The organism is Aeromonas sp. S8(2024) (genome assembly GCF_041403085.1).
Taxonomy (GTDB): domain Bacteria; phylum Pseudomonadota; class Gammaproteobacteria; order Enterobacterales; family Aeromonadaceae; genus Aeromonas; species Aeromonas dhakensis.
In genome coordinates, this window is sequence record NZ_JBGLRF010000001.1 from 418,021 (window position 1) to 435,106 (window position 17,086).

Genomic DNA, 17,086 nt, shown 5'->3' on the forward strand with positions numbered 1-17,086 from the left:
AATGGTTCTTCAAAGGATAAATAATATGTCTCTGCTGACTGGTATTTTGGTTACCCGCGTTACTCATGGTTATGGCGTCTCCCGTAAATCTGGCTCGCCGGTTCCCTATGACTTTGCCCAGGTGGAATACCTGGCAGTGGCTAATAACGTGAACAAGCCCGAGTGCAATATCACCTCCTGGGGCTATGAAGTGCGCCAATTAGCCCTGCGTAACGATGCAGCCACTATTAAAGAGCTGGCCGACTGCCCGAAATTGGTGGCAGTGGATCTTGTCCTGGAAGCGGATCCCCAGAATCCGACCCGCAACGTGGTTGTTGGCTTCCAACCCACCAAAAAGCAGCCGGTATAACCACCGCGCCGCGAGGAGGAGGAGCGAGAGCGCGCAGCGAGCGACGACGAGGGCGCGATAATGCTTTGTCTAGATATTACCTCTGAAGGATATGCCCGCTTAGCTGAGGGGGATTCGTGTAATTACGTGCTCTTGACTGTCCAGGAGCACGCCAAATTAACGGATATATCGAGCTGGTTTGAATTTGATGTATCCACTGTGTCGATGGCCTTTGGTTTCGGATTATTAATCTGGATCACTGGCCTCAAACTGGGCGCAATTGCCCGTGTCATCGTAAGTGCAAAAAGAGGATAAACGAGTATGAAAAACTATTTCCGTAATGGCTGTATCGCTGCTGTGTGCTCCCTGTCTACCGGTGCGGCCTTTGCCGAAGGTACAGCCGCTGCTGATGCCGCTGCCAAGGCCCTGGACGCCACCCAGTCGGACGTGACCGCAACCTCTCCCAAGGTCATGCTGGTTGTGGCCACCTGTGTGGGCGTGGGCATCCTGATCAGCCTGATGCGCAAAGCCTAAGCATGTCTTTGCTCATCGGAACGCTGTGGTTCCTGTTCTTTGTTGAAGGCTACAGGTCATCGTTTTCGATATGACACAAAGGCGGCTCCGGTCGCCTTTTTTATTGGGGGTACTGTGCGCATCGCTTGGCTTTTATTGCTGTTTCCGCTGGGGGCTTCGGCGGGTTGTCCTGTCGGGCTCCGCCTGTCTAACGTGCCGATTTCTACTGCGCTGCCGTTCTGCGTGAAATGGGAAAGTTCCTCCCAGGGAGGCTGCTTTGTCGGGTGTCCAGGTATCTGCCTGCAGTTCCCAGATGCCGGCACCATGGGGCCGATTGAGAGCACCGGCCAGGAGTGCTCAGTGGGCGGTGGATCCGATGGGGATGGCGGCTCGGATGGCGATGGTAATGGTAGCAATGGCAATAACGGCAATAATGGCGATGTAATTCCCAATCTGCCGCCCAACGGGATTCGTGTCGGTGGTGATAAGCAGGAAATGACCACGGACGCCTTGCGTCAGGTGAATAATACCTTGATAACGGGTTTTACTAGCTTGATGTCGAGCTCAGCGGGTGCGAGTCGATCTGCTCAAAATATTGATGGCAAAATGGTAGATGTTCTTCGTTATATGAAGGCCACTAATAATGGTCAGGTTGGCATGGAGAACAGTATTCGGGAGCAAACGGCGTTAGGTCATAAGTTCTATGACGAGTTCCTTGGATTAAAGAATGCCATGATTAATCCGCAAGACGGCTTTGGTCAAAGCACGGGTGAGTATCGTGTTTTGAAAGAGTTGCGGGATAATTTCTTTGGGCCTGATTTTGCTCAGAATTATGGTAATAGCACCATGTATGGGCTTATGCGGACAATGCAGTATGATATCGAGTCGATGAAAGGCCGAGTGCATGAATCCGCCAGCGACATGCACAACCTTTATTCCTACACCATGCAGGACATGCGAAATAATAGCATTGAAATGAACCGCAATATTAAGGCCATTGCTGAGGCCCTGCAAAATGGCGGTACAAATGGTGGTACAAATGGTGGTGATGGCACCGGCGGTACAGGTAATGGCAGCAATGGTAATGGCAATAATGGCCCAGGTATTGATTACTCACAAATGCCTGGCTCTGCAGAAAATCCGCTGCATGTAACAGGGGCTGAATATACATCCCAGCTCTGTAAAGGTGGTGCGCACTGTTTCTTTGACCTGGAAACCATTAATAAGCAGTTCCAGGAACATAAGGAACAACTCAAAAATACCCATAACGGTATTAAAGAAGATATGGTCGATATGTTCCGGTATAGCCTGAGCGGGTCGGCGGCGGTGCCCAAGTGTTTTGATATGTTCTCGATGTTTGGCCGCTCTTATTCCGTCTGTCCCGAGGTGGAGGGATATTGGGAAATGATAGCGGCCATCATGATGTTCATCTTCTATTTTCTGGCGCTGATGATTGTGGCTAAGAGGTGATATATGGAATGGATGAGTGATTTCTTTAACGGATTTTTCAACGATATATATCAACTGGCGGTGCAGTTTGCAGCCTGGATAACGGTTAAATTGGCTATTCAGTGGGTCGAGTTCAAAATATTCCTGCTCACCTTTTCCTGGGACGTTGCCAAGCAGATACTGATTAACCTGCAATTCAGCGACCTGATCTCCGCCTCCTTTAATAACCTGCCCTCTCAAATGAGGGGGATCTTGCTCTATTTGCACGTTGATAAAGGGCTGTCGATATTGACGCAAGCCTTTGTGACCCGCTTTTTACTGAACATGTTGGGGTGGTAAGCCATGTCTATCAAGATCCACCACGGCGCCCCTGGTTCCTATAAGTCGTCAGGGGCCATTCATACCGATGTGATACCGGCCATCAAGGCGGGTCGCCATATCGTCACCAACGTGCGCGGCTTTACCGCGGAGCGGTGCAAAGAGGTATTAGGAAAGGAAGTGCCTGACGAGTTCCAGGTCACCTATATTGAGACAGAATCCCAGGAAGGACGCGATCACCTCGCCCGCTTTTATCACTGGGCGCCCAAAGGGGTGTTCTTCCTGGTCGATGAAGTGCAAAGAATATTTCCGCCTTCCTGGCGCCAGAGTGATTTGGACAAGCTCGATTATCCTGGCGGGCCGGATGTGGCCAAAGCCGATGGCCGGCCAGAGACAATTGACGTGGCCTTTGATATGCACCGTCATCATAACTGGGACTTTGTATTTACGACCCCGAACATCAAAAAGGTGCACCAGGTAATACGGGCTGCTGCCGAAACGGCCATTCGTCATACCAATATGGCGATATTGGGGATCGGTGGTCGATATAAGACGGTGCTCCACCTCTCTGATAACTCCGGTACGTCCATGAATGACGTACTGCAAGCCAAGCCATTTAATAAGGTGCCCAAGTATGTTTTCAAGCTTTATGACTCGACTACTACCGGTAAGGTCTCGGATACAATCGCGGGCAGCTCGATATTACGAGACCCTAAAATTCTGTTTATTCTGGCGATTTGGGGACTCTGCGTATTCTTTGGCTTCATCAAGCCTGAATATATTGATGCTCCTGCTAAGGCCGATGAAACCGCTTCTGCCGCTGTTCCGGCTGCTGGGGCGGTGGGTGCTTCGCCCGTTGCTGATGTACGTCCTGGTGGCGCTCCTGCTGCGTCTGCTGCTGGCGTCCTTGCTGTAGGGCCGTTTGCCGGCCATCAGCTCATTATCAGCTGTCACGTCCTGATAAAGGATCACCTGGGCGAGTATCGGGTCGAGTATTGCTTCTCGCTGCGCAAGGGCGATGACGTGCAGCCGCTCGACAGGGACGATTGGCCGGATGAGCTCGCCAGGGTGGATCCCATGAGTGCATGCCATGCGGTAGTAAAGTACCAGGGGCAGCCTGTGGACGTGTACTGTGACCCCGAGGGGGACGCTCTGCGCCGGAAATACAATGCCACCCTCTTTGCGGGTGGCAGTAACAAGCCAGCAAATACTGATGACCGGTCATAACTCCCCTCTCCTGCCGGTGGCCGCTTTTCTCCAGGTCGGCCACTGAACCCCAGGGGCGTGAGCCCCTATAAGGCGACACACTGAGGCCCATTGTCGGGAAGGTGGTAGGCTCGCCGAAACTTCTTTGGAATGCTCCTGTGAGGCTGTGCCTCCCCCTTCCCTGCTAAACCGTCTTTACTGCCCCGCTAGAGTGCCCAGCCGAAGGCTATGGGGCACGTCCAGCGCCTTTCTATGCCTCCTGTCGAAGACAAGCTGCACTCACAGCACCAGTCGGTTTGCCCCCCGTGTAGTAATACGGGGGGAATACTACCCCTTCCCTCTACCCCTACCGTCTACCCCCGCCCCTTCCCGTTCTGCCCTTGACCACTCGATGGTAGGGCCATACGGGCAACCACTCGGCTAAGGCTTACTCGGGCGAGTGTTTAGTGCAGGGGCGTTCTTACTAAAGCGCGGGGGGTGCAGCCTCCAGCTTTTGCGGCGCTACGCGCCGACATATGTTTTTTCTATCAACCCATCTTAATGATAATTGTTGATTATAATTGACACAGTTGACAGTATAGTTTCTGGTTGTGGTAAAGCCATTGATAACAAATGGGACTCCTATGGGTACAACCTTAAAAATACTATGTCATTTGTTTAGTTTTGACCTTCTCAATAATGCTAGCCCGATGGTTGTTGCCTTGGCTCATCGTGCAATTCGGTTTGGCTTTGATAGTCTATCTGTAGAGCAGAAATTGATTCTTAAACCCTTTCTATCCGTTAAGTGTTCTGGTTATGAAGATGTGGATGGTGCGCATCAGTGTTCGAAGGTGTTAGAGGGTGAAGATCTTTTGGAGGCTTATGGAGCATCGGGCGGGTCTTGGTTCATTCGATGTCGTCACTGTCACGCAGCAACGAATTACATTGCTTATTGCGCTTCGGCGGATGATAAATAAATGGGGGCCGTAGCCCCCAAGCTCACATTAAGCCAAGTTTCTTTCTCCAATAGAAAGCAGCCATTTGCCGTTCGGATCGCTCCACCTGGATGATGGCAATCGCCTCTATCCTGCGTCTGTCGAATCTCACACCTGTTGGTGATACAAGGCAATCATTCATCATTCGCCAACCTTCCCAGTCTTTCCAAATTGTCGGCAGTTCTCTCCCTGAAGCCATGCGCATTAGCCGTTTATAGACAGGTGGGATCTCTTTGCCTTTATCCCAATATGTGACCTGTCTCACAGAAACAAAACAAAGATTGGCCGTTTCTTCAATTGATAAACCGCACTCAAACCATCGAAAAATGAAGTTTTTGGTCAACTCTCGTTCCATCCAAGTAAATACCTGATAAACCAGCAAAATTGCGTGGATTGGCTTATCGGCGGGTTCCGGATGGGCATTTAACAAAACGTCGCATTATGCGCGGTTGTGAATATGGAGCAATTTAGTGTCCTGGATTGGTTCAACAGCACTGGATTGGTTTGCCATGAACGAATCTTTTTCTTTCTGTTATCTCTCACTGTTGAACTTAATCATGTAGCCGATCCAGTGGCTTGTGATTGGCACTCTCGTGACGTTCGCTGTTGCCGGTGTGCAGGTATTTGGAGGTGGTATCTATGCTGTCGTGGCCGGCATCGGCTTGCACATGGGACAAGGGCCGGCCGTTGAGATTGATGTCGTGAGTGATACCAGTATGACGAATGGAGTGCGGTGTCAGGTTGCGCATCTCTGCGGCATCCTGGGCAAAGCCATCTTGTTCTGCCTGCGTGGCGGCCGTCTGAATGACGGCCATCACCAGCTCGCGCAGCTGACGGATGCCGAGATTGGCATTGAGCTCACCTTGTTCACGGCCGTGGGCTGCGGCCTTGTGACGCACAAACAGTGGCGTCTGTTCATCGGGTACCGGCAGTGGCGAGAGACCGAGAAAGGTCCGGTAGCGTTTGAGGGCCTCCAGCAAGGCATGGGAGACCGCCACGGTGCGGCGTTTGCCACCCTTGCTGCGGGGAATGTAATAGCCCCAGACGCCGGTTTTCCCGTCGCGGCGAAACTGCCCCATGACGGGGGTAAAACCCGGCCTTGCCGCCACCTCGGAGATGCGCAGGTAGCAGGCATACATCAGGCTGATCAGAAAGCGGCTGCGCTCGTGCTGCTCCGGTGACTCGGTGGCCAGCCGATCGGCCGCCTGCATCACATAGGACCACTGCAGCTCGCTGAAGGCCTGGCCCTGATCATCCGGCTCCTGCTGTACGGTGCGCTTCACCCGTTGCAGCAGAAGCGCCGGGTTGCGGTCCATGTACTCTTCCTGGATCAAAAACTGGAAAAAGGCCGACAGAATGGCGAGCTTGGTCTTCATGGCTTGCTCACTGAGTCGGTACGGCAGTTCGCGGCCCAGCTCCCGTTTGCCAAGAAAGGGTCGCCACTGGGGATTGGGCAGGCGCTCTCCCCACTCCTTGTCGAGCACGAACTGCGCCACATTGCGATAGGCAATCAGGGCCGCTGGTGGTGACTGGCAATAATCGAGGTAGCGCATCATGATGCGCCGGGTCAGATCCTTTGGGCTGATGCGCATCTCGCCAAAGCACCAGTGCAAGAACGTGGTCAGCTCGCTGCGATAGGTCTTGTAGTTGTTCTCGTTGTTGCGCTGCTCCAGCAGCCAGTCGACGGCAAGCTCGTAGACGATCCCGGCATCGGGTACGTCGGTGAGGCTGAGGTTGGCCAGGTACTGATTGACCTGGGGGTTGCCCGCCTCCAGGTATGCCAGGCCATCGAACAGCGGCATGGCGGGTGGAAGTATGGTTGTGGTCATGGTCTTGCTTGAAATGGTTCTGGCTTGCGGCCTGCTCAAGGGTAATGCCGATAAATGGGGTTATCGGCATCATCGGTGGTGGGGACATTGTCAGGAAACATGGATGCAGTCGCCACGTTGAATCACTGCGAACACATTCTTATCCCATTCAATGAATATGCACTCTTGTCAGAAAATTATCGGGGTAAATAGCCTGAGGATTGACTGTTAATTCTCTCTTTTTGAATAAGAAAGTGTTTGGCCATGACGGCTCGCCCCTTTTCCCTGTCCTTCCTCACCCTGCTATCCAGTCGCCTTGCTACGCAACCCGCTTGAGTGACTTACCTTTGGGTTCGGTTGCTTCACTCTGGGTTTCCTGGCTCTCTGCCTTGTTGCTCCCCTGCCCCTTTCCACCGCGCAATACGCTCTGCAGTGCGTCTCGCTGTTCGGCCAGATAGAAGGCCAGGCTCTCCTGCTGTTCCGGCTCGAGTGCAATGGGAGCCGCGGCCAGCAGCGTCATCAACTCATCGGCAGTGTCCAGCAGCTTGTCATAGGCGTCAGCCTCTTTCTTGCTGGTAAAGGTCATCTTCTCCACTCCCCCACGAACCACAACATATTTGATCTCAACGGCCATAGTGGCGTCCTCCTTCTGATGGTGAATACAAGTATATGTATGGATATACAGTATTGCAAATAGCCACAGGCAGATAGGCTTGAGCCGCGACTGACCGATAGCGGGTTGGCCGTCACATTGATGAAAGGGTCATTTGACTTCCACGCCAAACTGGTCGGATGATTGGGTCATGACGATAACAAAGCAATTACTGATACTGCTGCTGGTTGAGGTGACGCTCCTTGGGAGCATCGCCCACCTTGCCATCGGCCTCTCTTGGGCGCCCTCCGTCTTGTTTGTGGTGGTGGCCCTGCTGGGGCTGCGCACCCTGGTGGTATTGCTGACCTGGGGCTTTTCCCGCTTCTACCCGGTGCCTGCCATCGGCTGGCGAGCCTGGCTGCCCATGGTGGGGCGAGAGATAGTGGCCTACCTGCTGACTTTCACCTGGCTGCTGCCGTTCGAGCGCTGGTTGATGCCGCCTGACAAGTTGACCCCCTCCCCCCTGCCCCTGCTGCTGATCCACGGTTATGGCTGCAGTCGCGGCATCTGGCGGGTGCAGCGGGCACGGCTGGAGGCCGCCGGCCACACGGTGGCAACCGTCACCCTGACTCCTCCCTTTGGCCATCTCGACGACATGGTGCCGCTGTTGGCCAGGCGTATCGACGAGGTGTTGGTCGCCACCGGCGCATCTCAGCTGGTACTGATCGGTCACAGTATGGGCGGACTGGTGTGCCGCGACTATCTGGCGGTGACGGGGGGTGACAAGGTGGCGCAGCTTATCACCCTAGCCACCCCTCATCAGGGCAGCCAGCTCGCCACCCTGGGGCTGGGCGACAATGCCCGCGAGATGGAGCCAGGCTCCGGCTGGTTGCAGCGCTTTGCCGCCGTGCCGCTATGCGTACCCGGCGTTTCGGTGCGCACCAGTCACGACAACTTCGTGCTGCCCCAGTCCCGCCAGCGCCTCGATGGCATGGAGGACGTGGAGCTCGCTGCTCTCGGCCACCTCTCCCTGCTCTACTCCCGTCGCACCACGGCCCTGCTGCTGACCCTGCTCTCCCGCCCGCAGCCGCAAATGAAAAGGGCCTGATTGCTCAGGCCCTTTCCGTTTTTGCTACATCAGCTCGTTGTGGTCACCACTAGAAGTGGATCCCCTTGATCAGGGTGGAGACTGCCATCTGATCCGCCGAGGCCTTGGACTCGTTGCCCTCCTTGGGGTCGGAGAAGGTGCGGAAGCTGGTGTTCATGATCACCTGGGCCACCCGCGGTGCCAGGGCATGGATCACCTGGCCAAACACCCCGAGTCGGGTGGCGAGGCGCACGTGCTTGTTGATGATGGTGTCGCACACCAGATCGGCGGCCTCTTCCGGCGTCATCATGGGCACCTGTTCATACACCTTGGTGGGCGCCACCATGGGAGTTTTCACCAGCGGCATGTTGATGATGGAGAAGTTGACCCCCTTGTCGGCAAACTCGGAGGCCGCGGTACGGACCCAGGCATCCAGCGCCGACTTGGAGGCGACGTAGGCGGAGAAGCGCGGCGCATTGGTCAGCACCCCGATGGAAGAGATGTTGATGATGTGCCCCTTCTTCTTCTCGATCATGGTGGGCAGTACCCCCATGATCACCTTGAGGGTGCCGAAGTAGTTGAGCTGCATGGTGCGCTCCAGATCGTGGAAACGGTCGAAGGAGTCCTCGATGGCGCGGCGGATGGAGCGACCGGCGTTGTTGACCAAGATATCCACGCCGCCATGTTCGGCCACAATCTGCCGGGTGATCGCCTCCCCCTGCGCCAGATCGGCGAGATCACCCTGATAGACCTGCAGGGTCAAGCCCAGTTCGGCAAACTCGGCCTGGGTTTCGGCAATCTTGTGCTCGTCCCGGGCGATGGTCAGCACCCTGGCCCCCGCCTCTGCCAGTTTCTTCGCGGTGGCCTTGCCGATGCCGGAGGTGGCACCGGTGATCAGCACCACCTTGCCCTCGACCCGGCCGCGCAGGGTGCGGTCGATGAACAGATCCGGGTCGAGGTGACGCTCCCAGTAGTCCCACAGGCGCCAGGCATAGCTGTGCAGCGGCGGCACTTCGATGCCGGTCCCCTTCAGCACCCGCTGGGCCTCGCGGTTGTCAAAACGGGTCGGATAGTTGATGAGCCGGAAGATGTCCTTGGGCAGCCCCAGATCGGCGATGGCCGCATCGCGAATGCGCCGCACCGGCGTCAGGGCCATCAGCATGGTCATCAGATGGCGGGGAATGAAGCTGAACAGGGCGGCATTGATGCGAATGGCCGGCTCGGGGGCATGGGCAGCCCGGGAGAAAGTGCTCAACATGTCGCCGACCCGCATGGGGTGAGAGTCGGTCAGGTGGAACGCCTTGTTGTCCTCCCCTTCCAGGTGGGCGATGTGATCGATGGCATCCACCACGAAGTTGACCGGCACCAGGTTGATGCGTCCCCCCTCGACCCCGATGGCTGGCATCCAGGGCGGCAGCATGCGGCGCAGCTTCTGGATGGTCTTGAAGAAGTAATAGGGGCCGTCCACCTTGTCCATCTCGCCGGTATTGGCGTCGCCGACCACTATGCCGGGTCGGTAGATACGCCAAGGGATGGTGCTCTCCTTGCGCACTATCCCTTCGGCCTCGTGCTTGGTCTGGAAATAGGGCATGTCGAGGTGTTCGGCCTCATCGAACATGTCTTCCCGGAACAGTCCGTCGAACAGGCCGGCCACCGCGATGGAGCTGCAGTGATGGAAACAGCGCACCTTGAGTCGCTCGGCCAGTTGCAGGGCCTGACGGGTGCCCTCGGCATTGACCTGCTGCTGAATGCCCGCCTTGGCGTTGAGATCATAGATGGCGGCGAGATGCAGAAAATGATCGACCTTGCCGATGAGGGGTTCCAGTTCGCCGTTGCCGACGCCGAGCAGCGGGTAGGTCATGTCGCCCACCACGGCAATGGCGCGATCCTCACCAACGCCCCAGTAGGCCAGCAGGTCGGGTACCCGCTCGAGATGGGCTGCCCGCATCAGGAAATGCACCCGACTATTTGGACGCTGCAGCAATTTTTTAATCAGCCGGCGGCCGATGAAGCCGCTGCCACCTGTGATGAAATAATCCATGGTATTTATATCCCTTACTGATTGGGCTGTTAGTTGCTGTTAGATATATCACGCTTTTACTGAAAATATTCATTCGAATATCATTCTTCGTGACCCAGTCCAAAATTACCAGGGTTGCCTGTTCCGTTATTAGGTAGAACCCTCTATTTTTTCTCCCTAGACTGAGGGTGAAAGTTAAGTAATGCCACAACGAATATACCAAGGTTGTTGTCATTACCATCATCTATATCACGAGTAAGGAGACTGTCATGGCCAAAAAATTGAAAGCACTGGCAAGTTCGGTGACCGACAACCACCTCACTTCCACCATCAAAGAGTCCACCCAGCAGATCTGGCTGGCTGGCCTGGGTGCCTATGCCAAGGCGCAAGAGGAAGGCGGCAAGATCTTTGAAGCCCTGGTTCAGGAAGGGGAAGCCCTGCAAACCCGTACCCGTCAGAGCGCCGATGAAAAGATCGCGGCCATGACCGACAAGACAGCCGGTACCTGGGGCCGTCTGGAGCAGGTATTCGAGGATCGCGTGGCCCGCGCCGTCGCCAGCCTCGGCATCCCGACCCGCAAGGACATCGACAAGCTCTCCAAGCGGATGGCCGAGCTGACCGAAGTGGTGCAGCAGCTGATCGATGCCCAGGACGACACTGCCCCGGCTGACGAGGCCAAACCTGCTGCCGCAGCGGCCAAGAAGCCGGTTGTTGCCAAGAAGCCGCCGGTCAAGAAAGCCGCCGCCGCACCCGCCCCCGTCGCCAAAGTGAAGGAAGAGGTCAAGGAGCTGGCAACGGAAGTAGAGAACGTGGCCAAGGAGATCAAGGAGAAGGGCGAAACCGCACTCTTCTGATCCTGACCGGCTTGTTCTGACTGATGATCCACCGGCCCATGCCCTCTGCTGGGCCGGTTTTGCGTGATAAGGGAGGCAAATCATGAGCACGATTGCGGTTGCCCTCGCCGGGGGAGGACCTCTGGGAGGGATCTACGAGATCGGTGCCTGCGCCGCCCTGGCCGACAGCATCAAGGGAGTGCGTTTCGAGCAGGCTGACATCTATGTGGGGGTGAGTTCGGGGGCGGTGATCGCCTCGGCGCTGGCCAACGGCATCTCCCCCGACAAGCTGGTGCGGATCCTGCTGAGCGACGACAGTGGCGAGTTCTTCGACCCCTCTACCCTGCTGCGCCCCGCCTTCGGGGAGTATTTTGAACGGCTCACCTCGCTGCCGCCGCTGGCGCTGGCGTGTCTGGCCGACTACCTCTCCTCCCCCTGGAACAAGAGCCTGCTCGGCTCGCTGCAGGGGCTGTCCAAGGCGATCCCCACCGGCATGTTCGACAGCCGCGGGGTGGATCGGATCCTGACCCAGTTCTTCTCGCGCCCCGGTCGCAGCAACGATTTTCGCGAGCTGGCCAGCCGGCTGTTCGTCATCGCCACCGAACTCGACACCGGTCGGGCGGTGGCCTTCGGCAGCCCGGGGCTCGACCAGGTGCCCATCTCCGCCGCGGTGCAGGCTTCTGCCGCCTTGCCCGGCCTGTTCCCGCCCTCCCTCATCGATGGCCGCTACTACGTGGACGGCGCGCTCATCAAGACGCTGCACGCCTCGGTGGCGCTGCAGGAGGGGGCCGATCTGGTGTTCTGCATCAACCCGCTGGTGCCCTTTGATGCTGGCCTGGCCAGCGAGCGCCCCGCCAAGCTGGTGGATAGCGGCCTGCCGGTGGTGCTGGCCCAGACGTTTCGCGCCATCATCCACTCGCGCATGCACGTGGGGATGGATCGCTACAAACACCAGTACCCAGATGCAGATGCCCTGCTGTTCGAGCCCTCCCCGGCCGATGGCGAGATGTTCTTCACCAATGTGTTCAGTTATCGGGACCGGCGCCATCTGTGCGAGCACGCCTTCCAGCATACCCGCCGGGATCTGTGGCAGCGGCGGGCCGAGCTTGGCCCCATCCTCGCCAGACACGGGCTGGAGCTGGATCTTGACGCGCTGGCCGATGAGCAGCGCTCCCTGCTGACCCCGGGCATCGGTGCGGTGGCGGCGCTGGATGCCTCACTGACCCAGTTGCAGCACTGGCTGACCCGTCGCTATGGCGACAAGGGCCGGCGTCAACCGAAGGAGTAGCATGGATCGCAAACCCAAGCGGCGTACCAGGGATCGCATCCTGGCCACCGCCCTCGCCCAGTTCAACCTGCTGGGCGAGCCGACCGTCACCACCACCGCCATCGCGGCCGAGCTGGAGATGAGCCCGGGCAACCTCTATTACCACTTTCACAACAAGGAGGAGATAGTCAACGCTCTGTTCGGCGAGTTCGAACAGGAGATGGCCCACCTGCTCGACACCATTACCCCGCCGTTGAACGAGGCGGAGGACATCTGGTTCTTCTTGCACCTGATGTTCGAACTCATCTGGAAGTACCGCTTTTTCTATTACGACATCAGCACCCTGATGAACGGCAACCACAAGGTGGAGCAGCGCTTTTCGGCCCTGCTGCGGCGCAAGGAGCTGACCGCCGCCGCCATCTGCCACCACCTCTGGCGCAGCGGTCTGCTAGAAGGCGACGAAGCGCAGGTGACGGCGCTGGCCGCCAACATTGCACTGGTGGGGACCTTCTGGATCTCTTATCAGCGGGCGCTGCATCCGCGGGCCGATGCCGACATCGCCCTCGGCGTTGTTCAGGTGATGGAGCTGGTGGCCCCCAGGCTGCGAGCCGATGCCCGCGCCGCGCTCGATGCCATCGCCAGCCATTATCGTCCCGCCACCGTGGCGGGTTGACCGAACCGTGTTTTTTGATTGTGTTTTTAACAGGGAGAATCATATGACCACTTCACAGCCCAACTTCGATTTCACCCCCTTCCCCTGGCCGGAGGCCACCTATGACTATGCCGGGGAGCGCCTTGAGCAGCACTGGGAGCGGCTGCACCAGGGGGATGCCGAGCCCTGGCCCGAAGATGAACAGGTACAGGAGGCCTGGCGCGCCTATCACGCCGGTGATTTCGCCCGGGCCGTCAGCCTGGGGCTGGCCGCCGGCGAGGATGGCCTCAACGTGGCGAACAAGGCGCTGGTGATCCATGCCAGCTACCTGCTGGATGACAAATATGCCAAGCGCGAGGCGTTCGAGCTGGCCGCCAGCAACGCCGAGAAGCTGCAAAAACGTCAGCCAGACAACGTCAACGCCTGGTACTTCCACGCCCTGGCGCTGGGTCGCTACAGCCAGGTGATCTCGGTCTCCAAGGCACTCTCCATCGGCATAGGTGACAAGATCAAGAGCAGCCTGGAGCAGGCGCTGGCGCTGGAGCCTGACCACGGGGAGGCCCATATCGCCTTCGGTGCCTGGCATGCGGAGATCATCGACAAGCTGGGCGCCATGATCGGCGGCATCACCTACGGCGCCAAGAAGGATGAGTCCGAGCGTCACTTCAAGGCGGCGCTGGCCGTCATCCCCCACTCAGCCATCGCCCGCATGGAGTACGCCAACGCCATGGTGATGATGCACGGCAAGAGCAAGATGGCGGCGGCCGAGGCACTCTACGGCGAAGCTGCCGAGTGCGAGCCGCTGGATGCCATGGAGCGGCTCGATGTGGAAGCCGCCTGTGAGGAGCTGGAGGAGGAGTAATTCGCCAGACTCATAAGACAAGAGGCCAACCCCCGGGTTGGCCTCTTGCGTTTGAAGCGCGGTGCATCAGCCGTGCAGCAGCTGATCCAGCATGGCGGGGTCGCAGAGCAGATCCGGCTCCATCAGCACCAGCAGCAGCAACTGCTCAAACTCCACCGCGAAGCGCTCGACGATGAGGTCGGGGTCTGGCACCCGCTTCTTGTCGGTGATCAGGCCCACCTGCACCTTGTTGTCATAGGAGAGGATGGAGACGCCGACTGCGATGTCGCCGGCCTGGGGCACCCAGAACAGCGGCTGGCGCAACCTGGCGCCGGCCAGATAGAGGGTCTGCTGCGGGCCAGGTACGTTGGTGATGACGGCGCTGGCCTTGGCGGAGAGGATGTCGATGGCTTGTTGCTGTACTGCTTTTGGGGCCATGCCCATCACTTCCAGCAGGTTGAGCACCACTGCCGGCTGCAGGGAGGATTTGAGCGCCTGCATCCGATCCCGCACCGCATAGAGGCGTTGCAGCGGATGTTCGATGTTGAGGGGCAGATCCAGGGCCACCAGCCCGAAGCGGTTGCCAAGGGCCCCCTTGTCGTCCGGGGCGCGCATGTTGACCGGCACTAGGGCCCGGATATCGACGTCGGCCTCGTCCCCCTTCTCCAGCAGATAGTGGCGAAAGGCCCCGGCGGTGGCCGCGATCAGCAGGTCGTTGACCGAGCAGCCGAGCACCCGCCCCACTGCCTTCACGTCCGGCAGCGGGATCTGTTCTGACCAGGCGACCCGCTTGGTGCAGCCTGTCTCTCCCCTGAGCCGGGTATCGGCATCATCGGAGAGGGTGGCAATGGTGTAGAGCTCGGCGGTCACGTCCCTGCTGGTCTTGAGGTAGTCCATCGCCTTGGTGGGGTGGGTCAGCACCTCGACGTATTTGGACCAGAGGGTGCCGGTCAGCTTGAGGCCGGCCCGCAGCAGGCGACTGCCTTGATGATCGTGCTCTTCATCGCCGTCGTCGTTGGCCACCGGCTCTGGCTGCGGTCTGGGAGGGGCAACCGGGCTCTCGTCCATCATGGTGAGCATGGCCCGCACCAGGGAGAAGCCGTCCCCCATGGCGTGATGAAAGCGCACCACCAGCGCCTGGCCGCCGAGGGAGGTGTCTACCAGGTGCATCTCCCAGAGCGGACGCTGATGGTTGAGGGGGGTGGAGGCAAAGTCGGCCACCAGCCGCTCCAGCTCGGCCTTGCCGGCCTTGCCTGGCAGGATCACCCGCTTGAGGTGCAGGTCGAGATCGAAGTCGGGGTCGGTACGCCAGTAGTACTCTCCCCCTTCCAGGCAGGCTTTCTGCGCGAAGCGCGGCTGTACCCGTACGGTGTGCAGCAGGCTCTCGCGCAATCTGGTTTCATCCAGCTGACCGTCGAACATCAGCACGCCGACGATCTGCATCAAGTTGTTGGGTCTGTCCATCCGCAGCCAGGCGGTATCGACACAGGAGATGAGTTCACACACAGACATGTATTATCCCTATCGTTTCGCATTATTTGTACCACATTTCGTTCTGGACGTCGGCGACCAGAACGGAAGCAACAAACAATGTTTTCTTATGTTGGTGAAACTGCACAGCGATTAATTCACGCCAGCCATCCATGACAAAGGCAGAGGATCTTGTTGCCCCGTGAAAATTAAAAATCAGACTTGTGATATGCCGCCTGAATAATAATCTCCAGGTCGGCCATTTCGTCAAAAGAATATAAAGCGCGCTATTTCACCATTATTTATTGCGCTGGATCAGTCTTTATTGGATTGGTTATCGCCGCGCGGGACAAGGCAGGCGCTGATCGACATATTCGAGGATCTCCTGCTCCAGTACGCTGCGTACCGGCAACAGCATCAGGCCGAGGCGCACTTCCAGCGACAGGGTATCCTCGGTGAGGCAGAGGGAGCCATTGACCCCTGCGCCGCGAAACAGCAAGCGGGTCTCCTCCTCGTCTTCCCACTCGCAGTCGAGTTCGTACTCTTCGCTCATGTCCTGGGCGATGGCTTCGGCGGCGAGCCGAGCGCCGGCGAGGCCGAGCGGGTGTTGACGGCTGACCTGGATGGTCGACAGGTTGCTGCCGGCAAGGGGATCGTATAGAAACATGCTAACTCTCTGAGCGGTGACGACATTTACTGATATTAAACACATGAATCAAACAAGTGAAAGTGATTTGCAACATATTTGGGACTCACTTAACAAAGGCTGTCGAGTAAAAGCTCCATCGATTCCGCCTGGGTTGCCGCCGCGTTACACTGGGCTGGCGGCTCATGACGAGTGACTCCCGCCCCTCGCCGGCCGCCCGTTTTATCCGTCACAGGCCATGGGATACACCAGAGAACACAGGTCAAGAGAGCAGCAGATGACCCAAGAGAAACAACCATCCGATGACCACCACCTGGATGAAGAGAGCACCCTGGGGCGACTCTACCGTCAGCTCAACCAGGTGGCCGCCTTGCGCGAGCAGATGCGCACCCATCCGCAGGATCAGCAAGACAGGGACGCATTGCGCCAATGGCAGGCCGATCGGCTGGGGCGCACTCACCGCGATCTGCTGGAGAGCAAGCGCTACGGCCCGGCTGCGCAGTTTTTCCTGACCGACCTCTACGGGCCGGGGGATTGTGCCCGCCGCGATGCGGACGTGATGCGGGTGATGCCGACTGCCGAGCGACTGTTGCCGGAATCCGGTCTCAAGGTGCTGGCGCAGGCCATTGAACTCGACGCCCTCTCCGAGGAGCTCGACTACCTGATGGTGGTGGCGCTGCGTCGCGGCGGCAGCATGGCGCGCCTAAACGCCAGGGCCTATGCCCTCGCCTATCAGGAGGTGGGTGAAGAAGCGCGTCGCCGTCATCAGTTGCAACTGGTCAACGAGCTGGGGATGACCCTGGACCGGCTGGCCAGAAAACCGCTGCTCGGGGCAACCTTGAAGCTGATATCGGGGCCGGCCCATCTGGCGGGGCTGGGCGAGCTCTTCTCCTTTGTCGAGCGGGGTTACCGGGTCTGTCACCACATGGGGCGGGCCAGCGGGTTTCTCGAGACCATCGCCAGCCGCGAGACGGCGATCATGCAGGCGTTGCTGGCGGGCGATGACACAGTGCTGGATTGACCTTGGGAGTCATGCAGACACACATGCAGTCAAACATGACAAAGCGGGCCGAGTGGCCCGC

17 protein-coding genes are annotated in these 17,086 nt (G+C 58.1%); 11 read left to right on the top strand and 6 right to left on the bottom strand.

Features of this window, described 5'->3' with window-relative positions; genetic code table 11:
* Positions 1-25 precede the first annotated feature (25 nt).
* The 5 genes from ACB031_RS01805 (at position 26) to ACB031_RS01825 (ending at position 3,835) form a co-directional block, all read left to right on the top strand.
* Positions 26-349: a hypothetical protein gene (locus ACB031_RS01805; protein ID WP_010634003.1), complete on the top strand. Its 324-nt coding sequence runs from the start codon at positions 26-28 to the stop codon at positions 347-349.
* 300 nt (positions 350-649) lie between these two features.
* Positions 650-862, top strand: coding sequence for a major coat protein (locus tag ACB031_RS01810; RefSeq protein WP_010634002.1), 213 nt, complete (start codon positions 650-652; stop codon positions 860-862).
* A 39-nt stretch (positions 863-901) separates the two neighbouring features.
* Positions 902-2,311: a hypothetical protein gene (locus tag ACB031_RS01815; protein WP_252604723.1), complete on the top strand. Its 1,410-nt coding sequence runs from the start codon at positions 902-904 to the stop codon at positions 2,309-2,311.
* Positions 2,312-2,314: 3 nt separating this feature from the next.
* Entirely contained in the window at positions 2,315-2,629 is a 315-nt protein-coding gene (locus ACB031_RS01820; RefSeq protein ID WP_010634000.1) for a DUF2523 family protein, read from the top strand.
* 3 nt (positions 2,630-2,632) lie between these two features.
* Positions 2,633-3,835: a zonular occludens toxin family protein gene (locus ACB031_RS01825; RefSeq protein WP_252604724.1), complete on the top strand. Its 1,203-nt coding sequence runs from the start codon at positions 2,633-2,635 to the stop codon at positions 3,833-3,835.
* A 957-nt stretch (positions 3,836-4,792) separates the two neighbouring features.
* On the opposite strand, the gene ACB031_RS01830 is transcribed toward ACB031_RS01825, so the two are convergent.
* The 3 genes from ACB031_RS01830 to ACB031_RS01840 form a co-directional block, all read right to left on the bottom strand.
* Positions 4,793-5,143 (bottom strand): DUF3653 domain-containing protein, encoded by a 351-nt coding sequence (locus ACB031_RS01830; RefSeq protein WP_042889051.1) that lies wholly within the window; start codon positions 5,141-5,143, stop codon positions 4,793-4,795.
* A 196-nt stretch (positions 5,144-5,339) separates the two neighbouring features.
* Positions 5,340-6,617: a site-specific integrase gene (locus tag ACB031_RS01835; protein ID WP_124249446.1), complete on the bottom strand. Its 1,278-nt coding sequence runs from the start codon at positions 6,615-6,617 to the stop codon at positions 5,340-5,342.
* A 298-nt stretch (positions 6,618-6,915) separates the two neighbouring features.
* Positions 6,916-7,230, bottom strand: a complete 315-nt coding sequence (locus tag ACB031_RS01840; protein ID WP_005300837.1) for a YebG family protein — start codon at positions 7,228-7,230, stop codon at positions 6,916-6,918.
* Between the two features lie 169 nt (positions 7,231-7,399).
* On the opposite strand from ACB031_RS01840, the gene ACB031_RS01845 reads away from it, so the two are divergent.
* Positions 7,400-8,296 (top strand): triacylglycerol lipase, encoded by an 897-nt coding sequence (locus ACB031_RS01845; protein ID WP_242764329.1) that lies wholly within the window; start codon positions 7,400-7,402, stop codon positions 8,294-8,296.
* Between the two features lie 49 nt (positions 8,297-8,345).
* On the opposite strand, the gene ACB031_RS01850 is transcribed toward ACB031_RS01845, so the two are convergent.
* Positions 8,346-10,316: an SDR family oxidoreductase gene (locus tag ACB031_RS01850; RefSeq protein WP_211050519.1), complete on the bottom strand. Its 1,971-nt coding sequence runs from the start codon at positions 10,314-10,316 to the stop codon at positions 8,346-8,348.
* Positions 10,317-10,564: 248 nt separating this feature from the next.
* Here ACB031_RS01850 and ACB031_RS01855 point away from each other — a divergent pair, with 248 nt between their 5' ends.
* The 4 genes from ACB031_RS01855 (at position 10,565) to ACB031_RS01870 (ending at position 13,909) form a co-directional block, all read left to right on the top strand.
* Positions 10,565-11,149 carry a phasin family protein gene (locus ACB031_RS01855; protein ID WP_211050511.1) on the top strand — a complete coding sequence of 195 codons (585 nt, stop codon included), beginning with the start codon at positions 10,565-10,567 and terminating at the stop codon, positions 11,147-11,149.
* An 82-nt stretch (positions 11,150-11,231) separates the two neighbouring features.
* Positions 11,232-12,416 (top strand): patatin-like phospholipase family protein, encoded by a 1,185-nt coding sequence (locus ACB031_RS01860; protein WP_005300847.1) that lies wholly within the window; start codon positions 11,232-11,234, stop codon positions 12,414-12,416.
* Position 12,417: 1 nt separating this feature from the next.
* Entirely contained in the window at positions 12,418-13,068 is a 651-nt protein-coding gene (locus tag ACB031_RS01865; protein WP_260754250.1) for a TetR/AcrR family transcriptional regulator, read from the top strand.
* 43 nt (positions 13,069-13,111) lie between these two features.
* On the top strand, positions 13,112-13,909 hold the full coding sequence (locus ACB031_RS01870) for a hypothetical protein (protein ID WP_371138880.1): 798 nt from the start codon (positions 13,112-13,114) through the stop codon (positions 13,907-13,909).
* A 66-nt stretch (positions 13,910-13,975) separates the two neighbouring features.
* Here ACB031_RS01870 and ACB031_RS01875 read toward each other — a convergent pair whose 3' ends face one another.
* Together ACB031_RS01875 and ACB031_RS01880 are read right to left on the bottom strand one after the other, a co-directional pair.
* Positions 13,976-15,400 (bottom strand): wax ester/triacylglycerol synthase family O-acyltransferase, encoded by a 1,425-nt coding sequence (locus tag ACB031_RS01875; RefSeq protein ID WP_371138881.1) that lies wholly within the window; start codon positions 15,398-15,400, stop codon positions 13,976-13,978.
* A gap of 292 nt (positions 15,401-15,692) precedes the next feature.
* The gene (locus tag ACB031_RS01880; RefSeq protein WP_017764503.1) at positions 15,693-16,070 is read right to left on the bottom strand and encodes a polyhydroxyalkanoic acid system family protein; all 378 of its coding nucleotides are present in this window, start codon (positions 16,068-16,070) and stop codon (positions 15,693-15,695) included.
* A gap of 211 nt (positions 16,071-16,281) precedes the next feature.
* Here ACB031_RS01880 and ACB031_RS01885 point away from each other — a divergent pair, with 211 nt between their 5' ends.
* Positions 16,282-17,025, top strand: coding sequence for a hypothetical protein (locus ACB031_RS01885; protein WP_371138882.1), 744 nt, complete (start codon positions 16,282-16,284; stop codon positions 17,023-17,025).
* Positions 17,026-17,086 lie beyond the last annotated feature (61 nt).

Bases quoted from the DNA above. Each gene is read 5' to 3' on its own strand.
- ACB031_RS01885 (WP_371138882.1), top strand. From the start codon at position 16,282: ATGACCCAAGAGAAACAACCATCCGATGACCACCACCTGGATGAAGAG.
- ACB031_RS01810 (WP_010634002.1), top strand. From the start codon at position 650: ATGAAAAACTATTTCCGTAATGGCTGTATCGCTGCTGTGTGCTCCCTG.
- ACB031_RS01860 (WP_005300847.1), top strand. From the start codon at position 11,232: ATGAGCACGATTGCGGTTGCCCTCGCCGGGGGAGGACCTCTGGGAGGG.
- ACB031_RS01855 (WP_211050511.1), top strand. From the start codon at position 10,565: ATGGCCAAAAAATTGAAAGCACTGGCAAGTTCGGTGACCGACAACCAC.
- ACB031_RS01830 (WP_042889051.1), bottom strand. From the start codon at position 5,143: ATGGAACGAGAGTTGACCAAAAACTTCATTTTTCGATGGTTTGAGTGC.
- ACB031_RS01840 (WP_005300837.1), bottom strand. From the start codon at position 7,230: ATGGCCGTTGAGATCAAATATGTTGTGGTTCGTGGGGGAGTGGAGAAG.
- ACB031_RS01835 (WP_124249446.1), bottom strand. From the start codon at position 6,617: ATGACCACAACCATACTTCCACCCGCCATGCCGCTGTTCGATGGCCTG.
- ACB031_RS01880 (WP_017764503.1), bottom strand. From the start codon at position 16,070: ATGTGTTTAATATCAGTAAATGTCGTCACCGCTCAGAGAGTTAGCATG.
- ACB031_RS01820 (WP_010634000.1), top strand. From the start codon at position 2,315: ATGGAATGGATGAGTGATTTCTTTAACGGATTTTTCAACGATATATAT.
- ACB031_RS01865 (WP_260754250.1), top strand. From the start codon at position 12,418: ATGGATCGCAAACCCAAGCGGCGTACCAGGGATCGCATCCTGGCCACC.
- ACB031_RS01825 (WP_252604724.1), top strand. From the start codon at position 2,633: ATGTCTATCAAGATCCACCACGGCGCCCCTGGTTCCTATAAGTCGTCA.
- ACB031_RS01875 (WP_371138881.1), bottom strand. From the start codon at position 15,400: ATGTCTGTGTGTGAACTCATCTCCTGTGTCGATACCGCCTGGCTGCGG.
- ACB031_RS01805 (WP_010634003.1), top strand. From the start codon at position 26: ATGTCTCTGCTGACTGGTATTTTGGTTACCCGCGTTACTCATGGTTAT.
- ACB031_RS01845 (WP_242764329.1), top strand. From the start codon at position 7,400: ATGACGATAACAAAGCAATTACTGATACTGCTGCTGGTTGAGGTGACG.
- ACB031_RS01850 (WP_211050519.1), bottom strand. From the start codon at position 10,316: ATGGATTATTTCATCACAGGTGGCAGCGGCTTCATCGGCCGCCGGCTG.
- ACB031_RS01870 (WP_371138880.1), top strand. From the start codon at position 13,112: ATGACCACTTCACAGCCCAACTTCGATTTCACCCCCTTCCCCTGGCCG.